The organism is Actinomadura sp. NEAU-AAG7 (assembly GCF_018603865.1).
Taxonomy (GTDB): Bacteria; Actinomycetota; Actinomycetes; order Streptosporangiales; family Streptosporangiaceae; genus Spirillospora; species Spirillospora litoris.
In genome coordinates this window covers 116964-131049 of sequence record NZ_JAHFZY010000001.1, presented here as the reverse complement: position 1 = coordinate 131049, position 14086 = coordinate 116964, and the positions used below count along the sequence as shown (strand labels likewise).

General features: G+C 74.4%; 15 protein-coding genes. 8 read left to right on the top strand and 7 right to left on the bottom strand.

Annotated elements, in window-relative coordinates; all coding sequences use genetic code 11:
* Positions 1 to 73 precede the first annotated feature (73 nt).
* Entirely contained in the window at positions 74 to 337 is a 264-nt protein-coding gene (locus tag KLI87_RS00590) for a hypothetical protein (protein ID WP_156217428.1), read from the top strand.
* Positions 338 to 347: 10 nt separating this feature from the next.
* The gene (locus KLI87_RS00585; protein WP_156217429.1) at positions 348 to 1199 is read left to right on the top strand and encodes a hypothetical protein; all 852 of its coding nucleotides are present in this window, start codon (positions 348 to 350) and stop codon (positions 1197 to 1199) included.
* Between the two features lie 52 nt (positions 1200 to 1251).
* Here KLI87_RS00585 and KLI87_RS00580 read toward each other — a convergent pair whose 3' ends face one another.
* A complete protein-coding gene (locus KLI87_RS00580) occupies positions 1252 to 1446 on the bottom strand; it encodes a hypothetical protein (RefSeq protein WP_156217430.1) in 195 nt (64 codons plus the stop codon).
* A 75-nt stretch (positions 1447 to 1521) separates the two neighbouring features.
* Here KLI87_RS00580 and KLI87_RS00575 point away from each other — a divergent pair, with 75 nt between their 5' ends.
* Both KLI87_RS00575 and KLI87_RS00570 read left to right on the top strand, forming a co-directional pair.
* Complete coding sequence (locus KLI87_RS00575) at positions 1522 to 1746, top strand: hypothetical protein (RefSeq protein ID WP_214615423.1); 225 nt, start codon at positions 1522 to 1524, stop codon at positions 1744 to 1746.
* Between the two features lie 8 nt (positions 1747 to 1754).
* A complete protein-coding gene (locus tag KLI87_RS00570) occupies positions 1755 to 2114 on the top strand; it encodes a DUF488 domain-containing protein (protein WP_214615422.1) in 360 nt (119 codons plus the stop codon).
* 243 nt (positions 2115 to 2357) lie between these two features.
* Here the strand turns inward: KLI87_RS00570 and KLI87_RS00565 are convergent, their stop codons facing one another.
* Together KLI87_RS00565 and KLI87_RS00560 are read right to left on the bottom strand one after the other, a co-directional pair.
* Positions 2358 to 2792: a protein-tyrosine phosphatase family protein gene (locus KLI87_RS00565; protein WP_156217433.1), complete on the bottom strand. Its 435-nt coding sequence runs from the start codon at positions 2790 to 2792 to the stop codon at positions 2358 to 2360.
* A 10-nt stretch (positions 2793 to 2802) separates the two neighbouring features.
* Complete coding sequence (locus KLI87_RS00560) at positions 2803 to 3396, bottom strand: CGNR zinc finger domain-containing protein (protein WP_214615421.1); 594 nt, start codon at positions 3394 to 3396, stop codon at positions 2803 to 2805.
* 190 nt (positions 3397 to 3586) lie between these two features.
* On the opposite strand from KLI87_RS00560, the gene KLI87_RS00555 reads away from it, so the two are divergent.
* On the top strand, positions 3587 to 6448 hold the full coding sequence (locus KLI87_RS00555) for an AAA family ATPase (RefSeq protein WP_250903444.1): 2862 nt from the start codon (positions 3587 to 3589) through the stop codon (positions 6446 to 6448).
* A 170-nt stretch (positions 6449 to 6618) separates the two neighbouring features.
* Positions 6619 to 7323, top strand: a complete 705-nt coding sequence (locus tag KLI87_RS00550) for a LuxR C-terminal-related transcriptional regulator (protein WP_308165793.1) — start codon at positions 6619 to 6621, stop codon at positions 7321 to 7323.
* A 4-nt stretch (positions 7324 to 7327) separates the two neighbouring features.
* Here KLI87_RS00550 and KLI87_RS00545 read toward each other — a convergent pair whose 3' ends face one another.
* Positions 7328 to 8800 carry a protein kinase gene (locus KLI87_RS00545; RefSeq protein WP_308165792.1) on the bottom strand — a complete coding sequence of 491 codons (1473 nt, stop codon included), beginning with the start codon at positions 8798 to 8800 and terminating at the stop codon, positions 7328 to 7330.
* Between the two features lie 86 nt (positions 8801 to 8886).
* Positions 8887 to 9258, bottom strand: coding sequence for a DUF4267 domain-containing protein (locus tag KLI87_RS00540; protein WP_156217435.1), 372 nt, complete (start codon positions 9256 to 9258; stop codon positions 8887 to 8889).
* Between the two features lie 89 nt (positions 9259 to 9347).
* Here KLI87_RS00540 and KLI87_RS00535 point away from each other — a divergent pair, with 89 nt between their 5' ends.
* A complete protein-coding gene (locus tag KLI87_RS00535) occupies positions 9348 to 9917 on the top strand; it encodes a TetR/AcrR family transcriptional regulator (protein ID WP_156217436.1) in 570 nt (189 codons plus the stop codon).
* Here the strand turns inward: KLI87_RS00535 and KLI87_RS00530 are convergent.
* Positions 9904 to 10611 (bottom strand): DUF5825 family protein, encoded by a 708-nt coding sequence (locus tag KLI87_RS00530; RefSeq protein ID WP_214615420.1) that lies wholly within the window; start codon positions 10609 to 10611, stop codon positions 9904 to 9906. The genes KLI87_RS00535 and KLI87_RS00530 overlap by 14 nt on opposite strands.
* A gap of 16 nt (positions 10612 to 10627) precedes the next feature.
* Positions 10628 to 12532 (bottom strand): RiPP maturation radical SAM C-methyltransferase, encoded by a 1905-nt coding sequence (locus tag KLI87_RS00525; RefSeq protein ID WP_214615419.1) that lies wholly within the window; start codon positions 12530 to 12532, stop codon positions 10628 to 10630.
* Between the two features lie 297 nt (positions 12533 to 12829).
* Between KLI87_RS00525 and KLI87_RS00520 the strand changes: the two genes are divergently transcribed.
* A complete protein-coding gene (locus KLI87_RS00520) occupies positions 12830 to 14074 on the top strand; it encodes a hypothetical protein (RefSeq protein ID WP_156217439.1) in 1245 nt (414 codons plus the stop codon).
* The last annotated feature ends 12 nt before the right edge of the window (positions 14075 to 14086 follow it).

Sequence of the window (14086 nt, the reverse complement as noted above, 5' to 3'; positions counted from 1 at the left end):
TCCGTTGTCGATCTCTGAAAACTTGACGCGGCGAACATCGACTTGACCCGCGCGCTGCGCAATGGTCGTCCCCATGGATTCACGAATCGGAGCCGTGGCGCGCGGCCCGGCGGGCTGGCTGCTCACCTTTCTCGGCGCCCGCGAGCGGGGGCTGCGCACGCATCGCGGCCTCGCCGCCGGCCCGGCGGAATGGCTGCTGGCCTTCCTTGAGGTCGAGCGCGCCGAACTCGACGTCCGGCGGCCCCCCGCGAAGGGACGGCAGCGCCCCGCCATGCTCGCGCCGCGCGGCCGGGCCGAGGAGTCCCCCTTCGCACGGCGTCCCGCCCGCAGCGCCTAGAACGGAAATCATGATCATCGAGATGTTGCTCGCCGCCCTGATCGGCGGCGCGATCGGGGTCGCCGAGCTCCTCGCGCGCTACCGCGACAAGCCCGTCGCGGCGCTGGCGTCGCCGGGCGGCCTGCTGTTCGTCTTCATCAACACCGGCGCGTCGGTGCTCGCGCTGATCGCGGTGACCGCGGCGGGCTGGCGGTTCGGCCTGCCGCCGACGATGCCGCAGGCGAGCCTCGTGGTCGTCCGCGTGCTGGCCGCGGGGATCGGCTCGGCGGCGCTGCTGCGCATGGCGTTCACCCCCGCCCAGAGCGGCGCGGTCGGCGCCGGGCCGGTCGCCCTGCTCAACGGCGTGCTCCGGCTCGCCGACGGCGAGTTGGAGCGCAAGCGCGCGCTCAGCAGGCTCTCGCGCAACGACCTGTCGGGCCTGTCGTTCGAGCGCGACCACGCGGCGCTCGCCGAGCTGTGCTGCCACCTCATGCGCGAGTTCGACCTCGCCGAGGCGGAGCGGCTCGGCGGCCTGGCCGCCGACCTCGGCCACCGCGACGACCTCACCGACGCCGACAAGCTGGACTGCTGGGGCCTGGAGCTGACCCGGCTGGTCGGCGAGCGCGCCCTGCTCCAGGCCGCCCGCCGCCTGCGGGACCGCCCACGCGCGGAACCGCGCGAGGAACCGCGTGAGGAGCCGCGCGAGGAACCGCGCCCCGCCGCGCCCGCCGCCGAGCGGCTCCCGGCCCCGGCCGAGAAGCCCGCCGAGCCCGTTCCGGGGCCGCGGCGGCCCCTCGGGTCCGCACCCGGGTCCGTATCCGGGCCCAAGACGTCCCGCCTCGCCGGCGGGCGGAGCGAGCGCAGGAGTTTCAGCGACGCCTGAGCACACGTGGAATACCGGTGCGCCGCCTCGGCGCACCGGTCATTTCATCGCCTCACGATTTCGGACGGGTGATCAAAGGGGGAGCGCTCTCGTCCCTTTCCTCAAGGGCCGCCGCGATGCGGTGCAGCGCCTCGGCCATCGACACCAGCGCCTGGACCTGGGCGGCCGCCATGAGATTGACCGGGGACGGATCGGCCGCCTGCGCCTCCGCTGCCGCCTCGCACGCCTGCTGGCTCCACCAATGCACGCGGCGATCCTAGGGGAACCGGCCAATCCATTACCCGCCGCCGCGCGGAAAACACCCCGAGAAAGGCTGGACGTCGTGAATCCACGGCCGCAGGACGGGCATCCTCCCTGGGCGCTGAAACCGCCGGGCGGGCTCACCACGGGAGAACTCGCCGAGGCCCTGGAGTACCTTGAGAAACACCATCCCGACGACGAGGTCCTCGGCCGCGCGCTCGCCGGCGAGTTCGCCCGCCGCACCGCCGCCGAGAACCGTCCGGCGAGACGTCCCGCCAAGCACGCCCGTCCCGCGTACGAGAAATAGGGGGCACGATGACCGAGGTGCGGCTGCGCCGCGTGTACGGGCGCCCCGAGCCGGACGACGGCGCCCGCGTGCTGGTCGACCGCGTCTGGCCGCGCGGGCTGAGCAAGGAGGACGCGCGCCTCGACCACTGGGAGAAGGACGTCGCGCCGTCGACCGACCTGCGCAAGTGGTACGGCCACGACCCCGAGCGGTTCGCGGAGTTCCGCCGCCGCTACGAGGCCGAGCTGGACGACCCGTCCCGCGCCGCCGCCCTCGACCGGCTCCGCGCCCTCGCGGACGAGGGGACGCTGACGCTCCTCACCGCCACGAAGGACGCGGAGCGCAGCCAGGCCGCCGTCCTCGCCGCCCTCCTGAACGGCGTTCGTTAGCCACGCCCGTGTTCATCGCCTGGCGTCCCGTGCCGTGGCCGCGCCTCGGCCGGTGCGGCATCGCGTCGCGATCTTCCCCGTGGGGCTCGCTTCCGGCCGCGCCCCACCGATCAGCCAACGCGCCCGCGTGACGGTCGAGGTCGTTGCGGAGGGTGCCCCGGCGCCTTTCGAGGGCGCCGCAATCAATGGCACCCGGCGGCCATTTCCGTTGGAGCCGAATTCACCCCTCGGGAGCGGCGACCGTCAGGCGGGAAATCGGGCGACCCAGCGGCGTTGCCAGGGGGTCTCGACGGCGCGGCGGTGATGGTGTTCGCGCGTCCAGGCGACGGCCTCCTGCGGGGGCAGGCCCGACAGCACGGCCAGGCACGCGATGACCGTGCCGGTGCGGCCGACGCCGCCCCCGCAGGCGACCTCGACCGCGTCCCCGGAGCGGGCGCGTCCGTGCAGGTCGCGGACGCGGCGGACGGCCAGCTCCGAATCGCGCGGCAGCAGGAAGTCGGGCCATTCGATCCACTCGTGCGGCCAGTTCAGCGCGTCCTCGTGGCGGCGGCGCAGGCGGCCCGAGCCGAGGTAGAGGCCGAAGTCCGGCGGCGGGCCGTCCGGTGCCGGATCGCGCAGGCCGCGGCCGCGCACCCAGGAGCCGTCGGGGAGCCGGAGCGCGCCGGTCAGCGCGCTCATCGGGCCGCGCTCATCGGACCGCGCCCATCGGGTCGCTCCCGGCCTGGCGGCGGGCCCGGTGGTTGGCGACGTTCAGCCGGTTCCCGCACAGGTCGGGCATGCAGTAGCGGCGGCGCCCGGCGCGGCTGGTGTCGGCGAACACGCCCCGGCAGTCCGGCGCGGCGCAGGCGCGGAACCGCTCGTGGCCGAGGGTCCTGACGGTGCCGAGCAGCCCGATCCCGATCAGCGCGGCCAACTCGTCGGCGAGGGGCGCGCCCGGAACCGTCGGGACGAACCACTGCCACGCGCCGCCGACCCGGCGCAGCACCGGGCCCCGGCCCGCGCGTCCGGCCAGGACGGTCCCGCCCGCGACGGCCTGCTCCTCGGTCTCGGTCTCCAGGACGCCGCGCACCTCGCGGCGCAGCAGGTGCACCTGGAAGACGTCGGCCTCGTCCGCGCGGGCGCCGGCGGCGTCGAGCCGGACGTCGCGTTCCGCCAGGAAGCGGGTCAGCTCGTCCGGGCCGGGGATCGCGTCCCCGGCGGCGCCCCGGACGGTGGGCGACGTGCTGACCAGGTCGGTTCCGACCGCCGCCCCCACCGCGTAGTCGACGATGGAGATCTCCACGCTCCTCCTTCCGATGTAACCGATGTGGCGAGACTATAGCACTTACCGACGATTTCGCGAAAACTGCTCGTTTTCCGGGTGATGGGGGCGAATTCGGGGGCGGTAACACTATTCTGAGAGATCCTCCCACCACGATCACGAACCCGCCGAGGAGCGTTCGCGCTCCGTGATTTCGCCCGAAGGGCAGTCCATGGACGAATTCACCGCTCGCTCGACCTCGCTCGTGGGACGCCGGGAGGAACTCCGCGCCATCGACGAGGCGATCGCGGCGGCGGCCGGGGGCGGGTTCCGCTTTCTCGCGCTGACCGGGGAGCCCGGCGTGGGGAAGACCCGGCTGCTGAACGAGCTGGCCGCGCGCGCCGCTCCGGAGGGGTTCCTCGTGCTCGCGGGGCGCGCCTCGGAGTACGAGCGGGAGGTGCCGTTCGGGGTGCTGGTCGACGCGCTCGGCGACCACGTCCCCGACGTCGTGCCGAAGCTGCCGCCGCGGGTCGGCCCGGCGGCGGTGGCGCGGCTGTCGGGGATCTTCCCCACCGTCGCGGACCGCTGCGAACCGCCCCCGGCCCCCGAGCCCGGCGCGGACGCGAACCCCGTCGCCGCGCGCCACCGGCTGCACGGCACCCTCCGGCTCGTCGTCCAGACGTTCGCCAAGTCGCGCCCGCTCGCGCTCATCCTGGACGGGCTGCACTGGGGCGACTCCGCCTCGCTCGGCTTCCTCGACTACCTCGTCCGCAACCCGCCGCGCGCGGGGGTGGTGGTGGCGACGGCGTTCCACTACCGCCCGGACATCCCGAGCCTGGCCCGGCTGATCCAGGCCGACGACGGCCTGCACCTCAACGTCGGCTGCTTCGACCTGGGCGAGACGGCGGAGTACCTCGGCGCGGGGTTCAGCCGCGCGCGCCAGCGCGAGCTGCACCGCGTCAGCGGCGGCAACCCGTTCTACCTGGAGGCGCTGTCGCGCATGGACGGGGCCGCGACCCGCGACCCGCAGGCGGAGGTGCCGCTCAGCGTGCGGGCCGCCATCCAGCTCGAACTCGGCGGCCTGTCGGAACCGGCCCTGCTCGTCGCGCGCGCCGCCGCCGTCGCGGCGGACGCGTTCGAGCCCGGCCTGATCGCCGTCGCGGCGGGCGTCCCCGAGAGCGACGTCGTCACCGCGCTGGACGAGCTGGTCGTCAGCGGCGTCGTCCAGCCGTCCGCCACGGGGCGGTTCCGCTTCCGGCACCCGCTCGTCCGCAACACCGTCTACAGCACCGCCGCCGCGGGCTGGCGGCACGCCGTGCACGCGCGCATCGCCCGCCACCTGGAGCAGGTGGGCGCGCCCGCGACCCTGCTCGCCCACCACGTCGAGAACTCCGCCCGCTACGGCGACGCCGCCGCGATCGACATCCTGCTGCGGGCCGCGCGGGCCGTGGAGTCGCACGCGCCGAGCGCCGCCGCGTTCTGGTTCTCCGGCGCGCTGCGGCGGATGCCCGAGGACCACCCCGAGCGTGTCGCGGTGATGCTGAAGGTGAGCCGCCTGCACGTCGTCGCGGGCGAGCTGGAGCAGGGGGAGCGGGCCGCCGACGAGGTGATGCGGCTGCTGCCGCGCGGCGAGGGCACCGACCGCGCGCGGGCGGCCCGGTTCAGCGCGATGACGCGGCGGCTGCTCGGACGGGTGGAGGAGAGCCGCGCCGTCATCATGGACGAGCTGCGCGCGATGCCCGACCGCGAGTCCCCGGCGGCCGTCCACCTGCGGCTGCGGCTGGTCGCCGAGAACCTGCTGCGGATGGACCAGGACGCGGCCCGCGCCCTCCTCGACGACATCCCCGAGCACAGCCCGTCCTGGGACGCGGCGTGCACGATGGCGGTCGCCGCGCTGCGTCCCATGTGCAGCTACGCCGACGGCCAGATCGACCGGGCGCTCGGCGAGCTGGACACCGCGTCCCACCTCCTCGCGATCACCCCGGACGGGCAGCTCGCCGAGTCGGTGGACTCCCTCACCTGGCTCTGCTGGTCGGAGCTGCTGATGGGACGGCCCGCCGACGCCTCGCGGCACTTCGAGCGGGTGCTCTCGGTGACCCGCGCGACCGGGCAGCACTTCATCGTCTCGGTCGCCATGTGCGGCCTCGCGCGGGCGCAGACCGCCCTCGGCGGGCTCGCGCGGGCCGCCACGACGGCCGACGAGGCGGTCGAGCTGGCCGAGATGCTGAACGCGGGGCAGCAGATCGTGTTCGGCCTCGCGCAGCGGTCGGTCGTCGAGTACTGGAAGGGGAACGGCGCCGACGCGGTCGACTTCGCGCAGCGGGCCGTGGACACCGCCGGCGACCAGGGCGAGTGGTGGGGCAAGCAGGCCGAGCTGGCGCTCGGCCTGGCGCTGGTGGAGACGGGGCAGGCCGAGGCCGGGGCCCGGTCCCTGCTGGAGGCGGCCAACGGGTTCGCCCGTCCCGGGTCCGACCTCGTCACGCTGGTCCAGGTCTCCGAGCGGCTCGCCGAGCTGGAGGCCGCGCGGGGGCGGCACGCCGCGTCCGCCGAGTGGGCGGCCGAGGCCGACAAGTACTCCCACGCGAGCCTGCCCGTCTCGACCGGCCTCGCCGCGCTCGCCCGCGCGCACTCCCTGCTTAGCACCGACCCGGGCGCCGCCGCCGAGCACGCCCGGGGCGCCGCCGCCGTGCTGGCGGGCAACGAGTACCCGCTCGACGCCGGGCGGGCGCTGCTCACCGCCGGGACCGCCGCCGCGCGCGCGTCCCGCCGCGACACCGCCAAGGCCGACCTGCGGCGCGCGGCGGAGGTGTTCGGCGGCTGCGGCGCGGCCTCGTTCCTGCGGCGGGCGGTGCGGGAGCAGCGGCGGCTCGGGATCTACGTCCCGGTGCGCGGCCGCTCGTCCGGCCCGCACGAGCTGTCGCGGCGCGAGCTGGAGGTGGCCGAGCTGGTCTCGGCCGGGCGGACCAACCAGCAGATCGCCGAGGCGCTGTTCATCAGCGCCCGCACCGTCGAGAGCCACCTCGCGCACATCTTCGCCAAGCTGGGCGTCTCGTCCCGCGCGGGCGTCGTCAGCGCGCTCAGGTCCCCCTCCTGAGCCGCGGTCGCGGCGCTCCTGGGGTGCGGCCGCCGGGCACTACGTAACCCCGGGAATCGGCAATATCAGTGATTCTCCGGATGTGCGTCCGTAACCCCATCGGCGAGGCTCGCGGCAGAGGTGATCGGGTGATCGGGTCCCGTTCGCCGAGGCGCCGGGAGGTGAAGGACGTGACGTCGATACTGCTGTGCTCAGCCAACGCCGACTGCCGCGACCGGGTGGCGGGCGTCCTCGGCCGGACGCTCGGGGGCCAGGTCAGGCTCGTGGTGCCGGACGGGAGATCGGTGGCCGCCGCGCTCGTCGCCGCCGCGACCGACCTGCTCGTGGTCGACCTCAGCCCGTGGCGGGCCGGGCACGGGGACCTCGTCCGAGCGGTGTGCCGGGAGGGGCGCGTGCTCCGCGTCCCGGTCGTGCTGCTGGTGGACCACACCGCGCGGTTCGGCGAGGCCGCCGGGCGCCCCGAACTGCTGGCCGCGCTGTGGGCCGGTGTCGCGAGCATCGCCGACCGGCGGGGGCCGGTCGCCGAGGTGACCGCCGCCGCCCGGACGGCCGCCGCCGGCGGCCGCTACCTCGCCCCCGCGTTCGCCTGCTGCCTGCTGGACGACCCCGTCGACGGGCCCGCGCTGCTGGACGAGCTGTTCGAGGCCGACCCGCACCGTCCCGGTGTGCTGACGCCGCGCGAGCGGGAGGTGCTGGCGCTGCTGGCGTCCCGTCCGTCCAACGCGTGGATCGCCGAGCGGCTCGCGCTGAGCGAGAAGACCGTGAAGTACCACGTGTCGAACGTCCTCGGGAAGCTCGGGCTGCGCGACCGGGGCGAGGCCGCCGCGCTGGCCGCGAGCATGTCGCCCGACCACTGCGGGACGCTGGCGTCCTAGCGCGTCAGGCGTGGCCGCCCCACCGGGGGCCCGCATACCGGACGACGATCCCCTCGATCTCCCGCCGCGAGGTCCGCAGCCGGATCAGCGGGGCGATGACGACCCAGCCGGTGTCCGCCTCGGTGTAGCAGAACGGGCTCCGCGGGCTCAGGTAGTCGGGCTGCGCGCTCCCAGGGTTCAGGGATACGCACAACGCCCGCTTCTTCTTGTCGTCGATGCGGCGGAGCACGACCCGTCCGATCTCGTGCCACCCGTAGTGGACGCGGCGTCCGCCGTGCCGCAGGCTGAGCCCGCCGGGGCCGATCTCGAACGTCACGGGCCGCGCCAGCGCCATGGCCTGCCAGACCGCGCGCGGAATCGCCCTGACGCAGTTCACCGCGCCGACTATGGCCACGACGACGCCGATGAGCGTGGCGACGCTGTCGGCGTCGGAGGAGGTGCCGCCGAGGGCGAGCCCGGCGCCGAGCAGAAAGATCGCGACCCAGATCAGCGAGTAGAGGACGGACGCGGCGAGCGCGATCGCGGCGGGCGTGATCCGCCCCGCGATCCGCACGGCCTGCCGCGCGGGTGGGGCGGCCTGCGGCGACGGGAGTTGGCGCGTCGGTGCCGGCCTGGGAGTGGGCGTGTGCGCGGTGGGGAAGCGGGTGACCATCTCCTGGACGGGCGGCGGCAGCCAGGCGCCCGCGTCCCCGCCCGGGGTCAGGGCGCCGAGCAGGTCGGACGGCGCCGGACGGGCCGCCGGGTCCTTGGCGAGGCAGGCCGCGACCAGGGGGCCGAGCGGCTCCGGCACGCCACCGAGATCGGGCTCCCGGTGCACGACCCGGTAGGTCAGCGCCTCCGAGGGCCCCTCGCCGAACGGCCGCACCCCGACCGCGAAGGCGAGCACGGCGCCGAGCGCGAACACGTCGCAGGCCGGGGTGCTCGCGCCGTCCGTGATCAGCTCGGGGGCCATGAAGCCGGGCGTCCCGGCGCGGGTCGTGATCCCGGACGCGTCGACCGCGCGGGCGATGCCGAAGTCGATGACGCGCGGCCCGTCGGCGGCGATCAGCACGTTGGACGGCTTGAGGTCGCGGTGCACGACCCCCGCCCCGTGGACGGCCTCCAGCGCCTCGGCCAGCCCGGCGCCGAGCACCCGGGCCGAGGCCGGGGGCAATGGTCCGTGCTCGGCGACCGCCGAGGCCAGCGAGGGCCCGGGGACGTAGGCGGTGACCAGCCAGGGCGTGTCGGCGTCGGGGTCGGCGTCCACGACCGGCGCGGTGTGGAACCCGCCGACCCGCCGGGCCGCCTCCACCTCCCGCTTGAACCGGCGCCGGAACTCGGCGTCGGCGGCGAAACCGGCGTGGACGAGCTTGACGGCGACGGGCCGTCCGCCGGGCGATGACCCGAGGTAGACCTGGCCCATCCCGCCCGCGCCGAGGCGCGCCGTCAGGGTGTACCGGCCGACGGCACGGGGGTCCCCGGGTCGCAGATCGTCCACAGCCCCTCCTCCGGTCGTGACGGCCCCCGCCCAAGATTCAAGCGGTGCGGGGAGGTTTCGAAAAGCCCCGGGACGGCGTCCATCGCTCAGACCGCGAACAGCAGGGCGGCGCTGAGCAGGACGACCAGCGCGGTCGCGAAGTGGATGCCGAACGCGGCGGCCCTCGTCCCGCCGTTGCGAAGCACGATCACGGTGTCGCCGAGCGGGACGAGTGCGACGACGAGCATGTACCAGGCGGCGGCGTCGGCTCCGGAGAAGGCGACCAGGGCCAGGCCGAGGAGCCCGAAGGCGGCGTCGCGGACCCCCTTGACGCTCAGGTAGGCGGGGTCGCCGTCCGGCTTGGCGGGGACGCCGTAGCCGGCCGCCGCCGGAAGCGGCTGGACGAGGAACCGCGCGCCGATGAACAGGACGAACAGGCTGAGCAGGACGGCCAGGCCGTAGGCGATCGGTGCGAGCATGACGACTCCCGTTGAGTTAGCAGTGCTAGGAACGTGATCGACGTTAGCAGAGCATTGGCAAGATGACTAGCGATGCTAGAATCATGGCCATGTCGATTCAGGCGCGCCGGGAGCGCGAGCGGGCGGAACGGGAACGGGCGATCGTCACGGCCGCGCGGGAGCTGGCCGAGGCCGAGGGCTGGGACGCGGTGACCACGCGGCGGCTCGCGGCGGAGATCGAGTACAGCCAGCCCATCCTCTACAGCCATTTCTCGGGCAAGGACGCGATCATGGCCGCGGTCGCGCTGGAGGGGTTAGCCGACCTCGCCGCCGTACTGCGCGCGGCCCGTCCGGGCGGCATCGCGGCGGTCGCGGCCGCCTACGCCGAGTTCGGCGAGCGGCGGCCCGCGCTGTACGACGCGATGCTCACGCTCGCCGTCGACCTGGAGTTCGCCAGCCCGGAGTCACCGGCGCCCTTGCGGGAGGGGTTCGGCGAACTGCGCGAGACCATGCGCCCCTACGCGGGCGACGACGACCTGGAGATGCTCACCGAGACGTTCTGGAGCGGCCTGCACGGCCTGCACATGCTGATGCGCCACGGCCGCCTGCGCCGCGCCGACCACGAGCGGCGGCTCGCGCTGCTGATCGGCCGGTTCTCCTCCCCGGTCAGAAGTCGATGACGGGCGCGGGCCAGCGGCGCAGCCGGTAGGGCAGCCCGACCGCGACGCCGCCGAGCTCGACGGCGAGCCGCGCGTCCAGCAGGTCGCGCAGGTGGGCGCGGTCGTCCGCGCCGAGGTCCGCGACCTCGACCGGGTCGGCGAGGCGGTGGAAGAGCGCGAGCAGGCCCGGCTCGTGGATGACGAAGTGGGCGCCCGGGTCCTCGCGCAGGTCCTGGACGGCGGCGAACCCGGGCCCGCGCCGCCAGTAGCACTGGCCGTAGCGGTGCGCCGCCCGCCACTTGCCCGCGACCTCGTCGCCGAACGCCGGGGGCGCAAGGTGGAACAGCAGCCCGCACGGCAGGCCCGCGACCGGGCCGCCCCACTCCAGCGGGAGCTGGAACGAGGTCGCGCGGACGAGGAAGGCGATCAGCCAGGGCGCGCGCGGCAGCGCCGGGGCCTCCAGCGTCAGGCCGACGACCCCGGCGGCGGGCAGCGCGCCGAGCGCGTCGTCGCCGGGCCACGGGCCGCCGTCGAGTTCGGCCCCGGTCGGGCGGACGCGCAGCCACGTCAGCGGCTCCTGCTTCCCGCGCGGGACCGCCGTGCCGGACGCCAGGTCGGCGAGGGACACCTCCAGGACGCGGACGTCCGGGCGCCCTCGCGCGGCGGCGACCCCGGCGGCGCTGGTCAGGTCGACCGGCGGCAGATCGCGGATCATCGTGCTCCCCGGAGGATCATGTGCCCGCACCGACCATGGCGGGCGTGGGGATGGCCGTGCCGCGCACCGCCGTCGCGTCGTGCCCGGTCGACAGCGTCACCGCGCGCCCCGACTCGCGGAAGACGAGGCCGAGCGCGGTGAGATCGTCGATGAACGCCGAGGCCCAGGCGGCGTCGACCGGCCACCCGCCCGCCGACAGGTGCCGCGCGAGGCCCTCCGGCGAGCGGCCCCGCCCGAGCGCGGCGTAGGCGGCGACCTCGGTCGGCTCGTCCAGGACGTGGTCGGCGGCGCGCCGCCCGGCCCGCCGGTCGTACAGGTGCAGCCGCCCGGCGACGGCCCGGTGGGTGAGCGCCGAGGTCGCGTACGCCTCGCGCCAGGCGTCGAACGCCGCCTTCAACCCGGCCAGCGTGGCGCCGCCGACGCCTCGGTCGGGCGTCTCGAAGAGGTAGGCGACGTCGTTCAGGTCCGTTTCGCCCAGGTCGGGGAACACGCCCCGGTACCAGGATCGCGGACGGCGCTCGGCGAATCCCAGGTCAGGGTGGTCGAAGTACGGGTTGAAACGTTCGAGCGCGATGCGGTGCGCGCCGAGCGGCGGCTGAAGATGGTACAGGAGGGGGATCTGGGTGATCACCTCCTGATAGCACCCATCGGTCTCTCCGGGGAAGCCGACGAGGTAGTTCCACAGCACGGTGAGGCTCTGCTCCTGGAGTTCGCGAAGCGTCGCGACGTTGTTCGCGCCGGTGACGCCCTTGCGCATGAGCTTCAGCGGCAGCGAATGGAGGTTCTCGATTCCCGGCTGCACCTGGATGACCCCCGCGCCGCGCAACGCGCGCGCCTGCTCCGGTGTGATGTTCGACTTGATCTCGTACATCACCCGCAGATCGAGATCGCTTTTCTCCAGTGTGGGGAAAACCGTTTCGTAGTAGTTCTTGTCAACGATGTTGTCGGTGGTGAGAACATCGAGCACCTGATGCCTCTCGATGCCCGCGAGCAACTCCTCGACGACCCGGTCCGGCGCCTTCGACCGGAACGGCAGAATGAGATCGGAGAGCCCGCAGAAAGTGCAGTGGTGCCGCTCGCCCCACCAGCATCCGCGCGCCGACTCCATCATCAGCGCGGGCTGGATGTAGTCGGCGACCGGCGATTCCTCCAGCCGCTCGAAATAGGCGCTCTGGTCCATCGGCGGGAACTGCGCGCCGCTCGGCAGCGCGCCGCCCTCGGGGTTCGCGCGGGACGTCCCGTCCGCGTCGCGCCAGCACAGGCCGGGAATCGAGGCCGGCCGCCCTTGGCCGCCCTCGGCCAGCGCGGCCAGCAGCGAGCGCAGCGGCGCCTCGCCCTCCCGCCGCACCACAAAGTCGATCTCCGGGAAGCACCGGTGCAGCGCGGCGCCCATGGTGTCGTCGCAGTTGGAGCCGCCGAAGACGATCGTGATGTCCGGATCGAGCGCCCGCAGCCGCCGTGCGACCGCGAGCGCCGGAATGGTCTGCGAGAACGTCGTGGTGAACCCCACGACCTCGGGACGGCCCGCGATGATCTCTTGCGCCGCGGCGTCGGCGAACGCCGGGGCGAGCTCGAAGATCTGCTCCGCGACGTCCGGGTCGAAGCCGATCGCGGCGCAGGCGGCGGACGCCTCGTCCGGGAAACTCCGGTGCCCGTAGAGCGCGCCGGTGAAAAGCCATTCACCTATTCCGCCGGTGAATCCCTCTTCGGCGACGTACATGTACGCCTCGGGCAGCAATCGCGCTCGCGCGGTGCCTTCCTCGGCCGTTTCCGCCTCGCCGAGCAGGTGCTCGGCGAAGGAAATGCTGCCGTAGTACGTGGTGACCTCGTGGTCCGGCGCGAGGGCCGCGGCCAGGACGCCGGCCGCGCCGTTCGGCGCGGTCATGAGGTGCCAGGGCATGACCGCGAGGGTCACCCGCACGTGTCGACCTCCGGTGGTGGATGGGAAACGAGTGCCGGACGGAAACGTGGCGCGAACCCGAAAAGGGGCCCGGCCACGCTCGGGAGCCGTCAGAACTCGTGGCGCTGGCTGGCCGTCTGCTGCTTACGGATTACCTTTCGCTTCACGGGTCCTCCCTTCTGGGCTGGAAGTTTCACGCACCTTTTCTACCCGCCGCGACGAGGGCCACCGCACCGGGGTGGCCGATGTCGGCCAAGATCAGGCACTTTTCCGCCAAGCCGTGTGCGGACCGTGCTTACCTGGGTGCTGGAGGTGAAAATGACGGGGCCGAACCTGGGGACGGGAAGCGCCAACTCCTATCGTGCCCTGTTCGCCATTCCGGGCACCGCGCGCCTGTATTTCGGATATCTGCTCGCCCGGATGCCGGTCGGCGTCATCGGGCTCTCCCTCCTCCTGCTCGGCCAGGACACCGGCGGCACCGCGCGCTCCGGCCTGCTGGTCGGCGCGTTCTCCGCCGCGCTCATGATCGCGACCCCCCTGCTCGGCCGCGCCCTCGACACCTTCCCTCCCGGACGGGTGCTCTCCCTGGCCGCGACCGCCCAGTGCGCGGCGCTCGCCCTCCTGGCGATCTGCTGGTCGACCTCCGAGCCGGAGACCGGCCTGCTCCTCACGGGCGCGCTCCTCGCGGGCGCGTCCCTGCCCCCGGCCGGGCCCGCACTGCGGGTCGCGCTGCCCGTCTTCGTCCCCGACGACCTGCTGACCACCGGTTTCACCGCCGAGGCCGTCATCCTGGAGACCGTCTACATCATCGGCCCGCTGCTGGTCGGCGGGCTCGGCGCGGTCGCGGGCTGGCTGCCGCTCGCGGCGGCGGGCGGCTGCACCGCCGCCGGGGTCGCGGTGATGCTGTCCAGCGGACGCCTCGCCGGCGCCTGCGTCGACACCCCGCCCGCCCGCGCCCTGTGGACGCTCGGCCCGCTCGCCGACGGCGGCGTCCGCCGGCTGCTGCTCGGCGCGTTCCTTTTCCTGCCCGCGCTCGCGGTCGTCGAAGTGGGCGTCGCCGCCGTCGCGGGAGAGCGCGACCGCCCCGAACTGCTCGGCGTCGTGATGGCGTTCTCCGCCGTCGCGAGCCTGGCGGGCGGCCTCCTGTTCGGCCTGCGCCGCTGGCCGGGGTCGCTGGCCTCCCATGTGGCGGTGCTCGCGGGCTGGTTCGCGGCGGCGTCCGTCCTCGGCGCCCTGGCCCCGGGCCCCTGGCCGGCCGGCGCGGCGGTCGTCCTGGGCAGCCTCGTCGTCGCCCCCGCCCTCGCCCTCCTCGGCCGGATCGGCGGCGTCGTCGCCCCCGAGGGCCGCGCCGCCGAGACCTACACCTGGCTGTCCACCATGAACAACTGCGGCCAGGCGGCGACCCTCCCCCTGGCCGGCCTCCTGGCCGAACGCAGCGGCCCCGAAGGCGCCTTCCTCCTGGCAGCCACCCTGGCCGGCACCGCAGCCCTGTTCATCCTGAACAACCGCCGCCACCTCGCACCCACCACCACGTCCCGCCCCAGAGAAACAGTAAGAACCTAACCCCAGCCCCCA